This is a genomic window from Microbacterium sp. CCH5-D1 (genome assembly GCF_001557335.1).
Lineage (GTDB): Bacteria > Actinomycetota > Actinomycetes > Actinomycetales > Microbacteriaceae > Microbacterium > Microbacterium oxydans.
Genome location: NZ_LSJW01000021.1, coordinates 1 through 6130, shown reverse-complemented (window position 1 = coordinate 6130; position 6130 = coordinate 1). Strand labels below are relative to the sequence as shown.

Below are 6130 nucleotides of genomic sequence, written 5' to 3'. Positions count from 1 at the left end.
CGGTGGGGGTGGTCATGGGTCTCCTTGCGAGGCTTCGGGCGGGCACGGTCGCGGGGCGGTGTTCAGGGGCCCTCGGGGTCGACGACGTCGCGGTCGGCCCAGAACGGTTCGACGAGTTCGCGGAGCGTCGTGGCGCCGACGCGCTCGACCAGCGCGGCGGCGTCGAGGTTCGCCCGCAGCTGCGCGACGCTCGATGCGCCGAAGAGCGTGGTCGTGAGGGCGGGATGCGTGAGGGTGAACGCCAGGCCGAGCTGTGCGGGCGAGCCGTCGAGCGATTCCGCGAGCGCCGTGAACGCGGGCACGTCGGCGATGATCCGCGTTCGGATGTCTCCGGGGTCGCGGCCGATCTGCCGGTCGCCGTTCACCTTTCCGGCGAGCACGCCGCCTTCCAGGCAGTCCGAAGCCTGCAGGGTGAGGCCCTGCTCCCACAGGCGGGCGAACGGGGCGCCGTCGGGGATCGAGCGTCGGGACACGCTGTACTTCAGCTGTGCGATCTGCGGGCCGGCGACCCCCTCTCGTGCGGCGAGGTCGATCAGGGTCTGGATGCTCGAGGCCGACCAGTTGTTCACGCCCCACGCGCGGATGAGTCCGGCTTCGGTGAGTCGGGCGAGATCGATCACGAGGGCGCGCAGGTCGAGGTCGTCCCGCCGCAGGTCGCCCAGGATCACGAGGTCGGCGTGCTCGACGCCCACCCGCATCAGGGCGTTCTCGAGCTGCGGGCGGAAGCCGTCGGCGTCGAAGGCCTCGAGCCACAGCTTCGATGACAGCAGCCAGTCCTCACGGGCGAGACCGGCGGCGCGGACCATGGCGGAGAAGATGACATCCGTGAACACGGGCGGGGCGCCGGGCGCGGAGTACACGCCGACGTCGAAGAGGTTGACACCGCGCTCCACGGCCTCCCGCAGCATGGCCACCGCGTCGGCGAAGTCCATGCGGTCGTAGGTGTGCCAGGAGCCGAGGGAGAACAGCGAGGCGTCGATGCCGCTGCGACCGATCTCGCGGCGGGGGACGGTGCGGAGGGGCGTGGTCATCGGAGGCTCACATTCTCGGGTCGATGACGGCCTTGACCTCATCGAGGTGGTGCATGCGGGTGATCTTCTCCGAGGCGTCGGCGAGACCGACGGGGGCGCTGAACAGGGCGTCCCACGGGTAGCGATCGGCGAAGGCGGCGAAGAAGTCGATAGCCCTGGCGTAGTCCGAGATGTCGCCGTTCAGCGAGCCGACCACCGTGAGCTCCTTGCCCATGATCGTGCTGAGGGCGAAGCCGTCGCCCGCTGGTCCCGTGGAGCCGACGATCGCGATCGTGCCGCGCTGCGCGGCCATGCCGACAGCGTCGGGGCCGACGCTCGGTGCCCCGGCGAAGTCGAAGACGTGGTCGGCGCCGAGGCCGCCGGTGAGCTCGAGAACCTGATCCACGACGGGTCCGTCGCGGAAGTCGACGACGGCATCCGCACCGAAGCGCGCGGCGAGCTCGAGGCGGACGGCGGGAGCGCCGACCGTGATGACGCGACCCGCACCGGCGATCTTCGCGACGGCGGTGGCGAAGATGCCGAGGGCTCCGGACCCCTGGACCACGACGGTCGAGCCTGGACGGATGCGGCCCGCGCGCTCGAAGGCGCGCAGCACGGTCTTCGCCGCGCATCCCGCCATCGACGCCCACGTGTCCTTGACCGTCGGCGGCAGCAGCAGCTTGGCTGCACCGGGGGTGACGTAGGCGTACTCGGAGAGCCCCGCGGTGGCGAACGGGTGCACATCGGCGCGCTGCAGGAATCCGTAGCCGCGGCGCGCGCAGGCGACGGGTTCGCGCAGCACGACGCAGCCGTGGCACTCCCCGCAGGTCGACTCCGACCAGCCGATGCGGTCGCCGGCGGAGAGCGGTCGACCCAGCGCATCGCGGGTATCCGTGCCGACGGCGACGATCTCGCCGACCATCTCGTGCCCGAGGACCATGGGCAGCATGCCGGGGAAGGTCATCCTCCCCTCCCAGATCTCGATGTCGGTGCCGCAGAGCGTGGTGCAGGCGATGCGCACGAGCGCGGCGCCCGGTTCGACCTCGCTCGGGAGGGGGAGCTCCTGCAGTGTGAGGGGTTCGCCGTGGGCGGTGAGCACGGCGGCGCGGGTGAGGGTGGGTATCGACATGGGGGTCCTCTCAGACCAGGAGCTGGCCGCCGTCGACGGCGACCGAGACTCCGGTGATGTGGTTGGCGGCGTCGCTCGCGAGGAACAGCACGAGCGGCGTGATCTGGTCGACCTCGGCGATGCTCCCGAGGGGGATGCGGGACTCCCAGGCGGCTCGCGCGTCGGGGTCGGAGGCGAAGCCGGCCGTCAGCGGGGTGAGGACCGGACCCGGTGCGACGGCGTTCACGCGCACTCCCGAGGCGGAGAGCTCGAGGGCGGCGGTGCGGGTGAAGGCGTCGACCGCGGCCTTCGTCGCCTCGTAGTGTCCGAGGCCCGCGGTGGGCTGGCGGGCGCCGATCGAGGAGATGTTGACGATCGAACCGTGCCCCGCCTCGGCCAGCAGTGCGCCGAAGACGTGGAGCATGAGGAACGTGCCGCGCACGTTGACGCGGAGGACGGCATCCACCACATCCACCGGTACCTCCTGCAGCGTGCCGCCACCAGCGACGATGCCGGCGTTGTTGACCAGCACGTCGATGCCGCCGGACTCCCTGACCCGCTCGGCCGCCGCTCGCACCGACGCTTCGTCGCCGATGTCGAGGGGGAGCGGGGTGGCGCCGATCTCGGCGGCGACGGCAGCGGCTGCGTCGGCGTCCACGTCGCCGATGAACACCTCGTCGCCGGCCGTGCGGAAGGCGGTGGCGATGCCGCGGCCGAGCCCGGACGCCCCTCCGGTGACCAGGATGCGGCGGGGGGAAACGGTCATGTTCGTCCTCACTGACGGGTGTTCTGACGGGATGAGTCCGTTATATTCTACAAACATAGAAAAACACAACCCCGTGCCACGAGACGGCGAAGGAGCCCTCATGCCCGATCCGACATATCCCCGCACACCCCTGTTCTCGGGCGGGGCGCCGGTGCCGCCGCTCGCCCTGGGGTCGTGGAACACCTGGGATCGCATGGAGCGGGACGAGGCGGTCGCCCTCATCCGGCGCGCGGTGGAGCTCGATGCGGGGTTCTTCGACGTCGCGTACTACAACATGGGTCCGCACGCCGAGAACTCCCGCACCGACATCCTGTTCGGCGAGGCGCTGCGGGCGAGCGGCGTCGACCGTGCGGACATCGTGCTGTGCGGGAAGCTCTGGCTGTGGGACTGGCCGAACCAGGGGTTCCGTGCGCAGCTCGTGGAGTCGCTGCAGCGGGCCGGCCTCGACCGGTTCGACACCCTCGTGGTGGGCGACTACCTCGATTCCCCCGACCTGCCGCGGCTCGTGGCCGACGTGAACGCGCTGATCGACGAAGGGCTCGTCGGTTCCTGGGGCATCAACAACTGGCGCATCGAACACACGCGGCAGGCTCTCGCGGAATCCGAAGCTCAGGGGGTGGCCGGACCGGTGTTCGCACAGTTGAAGTACGGCATCGCTCGTCGGTCGATGGCGGAAGGCGACGCCTACGGGCCGCTGTTCGCCGACGGCACGCTCACCCTCCAGGCGTCGGACGTGTTCGAGGGAGGCATCCTCGCCACCGGACGGATGCCGGAACGGAAGATCGGTGCCGACGTCGGCGGGATCCGTGAGCGGATCGCGGCCGTCTACCCCGAGGTCGCGCGGGTCGCCGAGGGGTTCGGCGTGACGCCGGCAGCACTCGGCATCGCTTTCTGCCTGTCCAACCCCGCGACGGCGAACGTGCTGTTCGGCGCCTCACGCGTCGCACAGCTCGAGCTCAACCATGCCGCCCTCGCGCTGGCGCGCGACCACGGCGACGAGGTGCGCACCGCCCTCGCCGACTGCTGGGTCGACCGCGGAGTGCGGGCGGATGGAGCGTGGTGAGTGGTGAGTGGAGGGGGAGTGCGGGTCGTGCTTACGACTCGCGCTCGCGGGCGAGTGATACGGCGCGGTCGAAGGTCGACACGATGACCTGTCGCCGGTCGATGCGATAGTCGTCGTCGGGTTCGAGCTCGTCGATGTACTCGTCCCACACGCGGACGTATCGATCCCGCCACCCTTCGAGCGTGCTGCGGGAGGGGAAGGTCGCCCCCACGCGACCCGCGGACGCGATGTCGGTGAGGATCTCGAGCCACGCCGGGGCCATGGATCCTCCCCACTCGTCCGGCTGCAGCTCGGTGTCGTCGTCCTCGTCCGCGAACACCTCGGCGATCTTCGCGATCAGGTCGTCGGTGATCGCGCTCAGTCCGTCCGCGACGGTGTCGTCGTCGAAGTTCCCCGGTCCCCAGGTGCCCACGTCGTCCTCTTCTCTGTCGTACGGTGCGCTGTCGTCCGGTTGTCTGTCGTCCGGTGCGGTTGCTCCAGTGAACCATGCGAGCATGATGCGCATGGCGGGAAATGGAGAGAGCGAGTCCGTCGAGGTGCAGCTGACGGCTGGCGAAGCGCTGGTGCTCTTCGAATGGCTGGCCGCTGCCAACGAAAGTGATGCGCTCGTGGTGGATGAGGCGCAGCGGCGCGTGCTCTGGGATCTGGAGTCGCAGCTCGAGACGAAGCTCGTCGAGCCGTTCCTCCCCGGGTATCGTGCGCTGGTCGATGAGGCGCGGAATGCCGGAATGAGATCGAACATAACTTCGAATGTCGAGCGCTGATTCGATAGAATCGAGGCATGTCGAAGTTGGCCGTGTTGCACGAGGCGATGTCCCGCCTCGATGCGGCGTGGGCCGACGCCAAGAGCTCGGAAGACCTCTCGCGTGAGCAGCTGATCGCGGTGAGCACGTCGATCGGCGTGCTGCAACGCCGGCTGGACGCGGTGCACATCGAGGTCGCCGCATGCATCTCGCGGGAGTCGCGTCCGGAGCTGGGGGCGGAGAGCCTTGCGAAGCAGCAGGGCTTCCGGAATCCGGCGACCTTGATCGCGGCGACTGTCGGGGTGTCGCGCGGTGAGGCGCATCGGCTGGTGAAGGTCGGAGAGGCGGTCGCACCACGCGCCGATCTCCTCGGTGTACCGCTGCCGGCGAGGTATCCGCTGATTCGGGAGGCACTCGACGCGGGCGCACTCAGCGCTCAGGCGGCAGCGGTGATCATCGCGCTGCTCGACCGATGCCGCGTGGTGGTCGGTGTCGAGCGTGTCGCCGAAGCGGAGCGTGTGCTGGTCGAGAAGGCGGCGGGGCTCGCGATCGACGACGTACGGAAGCTGGTCGTGCGGGCGGAAGCCTGGTTGGACCCGGATGGGGTGGAGTCGCGTCTCGAGGAGCAGCGTTCCCGACGATCCCTGACCATCCACGAGCGCGGCGGGATGGTGCATCTGAACGCCGTCCTCGATGCGGAGACTGCCGCGCCCGTCGTGACCGCCATCCGCGGCTACGTGAGCGCCGCATTCGCCGCCCGGAAGGATGCGACGGCCCCGGACGCGCCCGATGCCGATCGTCGCACCGTGCCGATGATCCAGGCCGATGCGCTCGCGGTGTTCGCCGGGCATGTGCTCGACTGCGAGGCTCGCGTGCCGTTGGCGGGCGCGACCGTCATCGTGCGGGTGGATCTCGACGCGCTGGAAGCGGGTGCGGGATCGGCCGAGATCGACGGAATCGAGCAGCCCGTCAGCATCGGAGCTGCGCGGCGGATGGCTGCGGGCGGGGGAGTGATCCCGTGCGTGCTCGGTACCGTGAGCGAGGTGCTCGACTGGGGGCGGGAGAAGCGCCTCTTCACGCGGTCGCAACGACTGGCCCTCGTGGAGAGGGACGGCGGCTGCGCCATGTGCGGACTCCCCCCGGAGATGACGAAGGCGCACCATATCCGCTGGTGGAGACGCGACCAGGGGCCGACCGACCTCTCGAACGGCGTGCTGCTGTGCGAGACCTGTCATCACCGCATCCACGACAACGGGTGGGGCATCCGCATCGGTGGCGGTGGCGGTGGCGGTGGCGGTGGTCGCGAAAAGGTGTGGTTCCTGCCGCCCGCCTCGGTTGATCCGGCGCGCACTCCGCGGCTGGGTGGGCGAGCACGCTTCGATGTCGCTGCCTGAGGGTGGTGCTGCCTGAGGGTGGTGCTGCCTGAGGGTGGTGCTGCCT

At 70.0% G+C, this 6130-nt stretch carries 7 protein-coding genes; 3 read left to right on the top strand and 4 right to left on the bottom strand.

What is annotated here, in order from left to right:
• Window positions 1–62: 62 nt before the first annotated feature.
• From AX744_RS01510 to AX744_RS01500, 3 genes are read right to left on the bottom strand one after another with little or no spacing between them, the layout of a single operon-like run.
• Window positions 63–1031: an aldo/keto reductase gene (locus AX744_RS01510; RefSeq protein ID WP_061015198.1), complete on the bottom strand. Its 969-nt coding sequence runs from the start codon at window positions 1029–1031 to the stop codon at window positions 63–65.
• Between the two features lie 7 nt (window positions 1032–1038).
• On the bottom strand, window positions 1039–2139 hold the full coding sequence (locus tag AX744_RS01505) for a zinc-binding dehydrogenase (RefSeq protein WP_061015197.1): 1101 nt from the start codon (window positions 2137–2139) through the stop codon (window positions 1039–1041).
• A gap of 10 nt (window positions 2140–2149) precedes the next feature.
• A complete protein-coding gene (locus tag AX744_RS01500; RefSeq protein ID WP_046749694.1) occupies window positions 2150–2884 on the bottom strand; it encodes an SDR family NAD(P)-dependent oxidoreductase in 735 nt (244 codons plus the stop codon).
• A 100-nt stretch (window positions 2885–2984) separates the two neighbouring features.
• Between AX744_RS01500 and AX744_RS01495 the strand changes: the two genes are divergently transcribed.
• A complete protein-coding gene (locus AX744_RS01495; RefSeq protein ID WP_061015196.1) occupies window positions 2985–3947 on the top strand; it encodes an aldo/keto reductase in 963 nt (320 codons plus the stop codon).
• 31 nt (window positions 3948–3978) lie between these two features.
• On the opposite strand, the gene AX744_RS01490 is transcribed toward AX744_RS01495, so the two are convergent.
• Window positions 3979–4452: a DUF4259 domain-containing protein gene (locus AX744_RS01490; protein WP_230977832.1), complete on the bottom strand. Its 474-nt coding sequence runs from the start codon at window positions 4450–4452 to the stop codon at window positions 3979–3981.
• Here AX744_RS01490 and AX744_RS01485 point away from each other — a divergent pair.
• Both AX744_RS01485 and AX744_RS01480 read left to right on the top strand, forming a co-directional pair.
• Window positions 4442–4711, top strand: a complete 270-nt coding sequence (locus tag AX744_RS01485; protein ID WP_197429140.1) for a hypothetical protein — start codon at window positions 4442–4444, stop codon at window positions 4709–4711. The genes AX744_RS01490 and AX744_RS01485 overlap by 11 nt on opposite strands.
• Before the next feature lie 17 nt (window positions 4712–4728).
• Entirely contained in the window at window positions 4729–6084 is a 1356-nt protein-coding gene (locus AX744_RS01480; RefSeq protein WP_061015194.1) for an HNH endonuclease, read from the top strand.
• Window positions 6085–6130 lie beyond the last annotated feature (46 nt).

Coding starts and splice junctions, on each gene's coding strand:
- AX744_RS01510 (WP_061015198.1), bottom strand. CDS start 1,031: ATGACCACGCCCCTCCGCACCGTCCCCCGCCGCGAGATCGGTCGCAGC.
- AX744_RS01490 (WP_230977832.1), bottom strand. CDS start 4,452: ATGCGCATCATGCTCGCATGGTTCACTGGAGCAACCGCACCGGACGAC.
- AX744_RS01500 (WP_046749694.1), bottom strand. CDS start 2,884: ATGACCGTTTCCCCCCGCCGCATCCTGGTCACCGGAGGGGCGTCCGGG.
- AX744_RS01505 (WP_061015197.1), bottom strand. CDS start 2,139: ATGTCGATACCCACCCTCACCCGCGCCGCCGTGCTCACCGCCCACGGC.
- AX744_RS01480 (WP_061015194.1), top strand. CDS start 4,729: ATGTCGAAGTTGGCCGTGTTGCACGAGGCGATGTCCCGCCTCGATGCG.
- AX744_RS01485 (WP_197429140.1), top strand. CDS start 4,442: ATGATGCGCATGGCGGGAAATGGAGAGAGCGAGTCCGTCGAGGTGCAG.
- AX744_RS01495 (WP_061015196.1), top strand. CDS start 2,985: ATGCCCGATCCGACATATCCCCGCACACCCCTGTTCTCGGGCGGGGCG.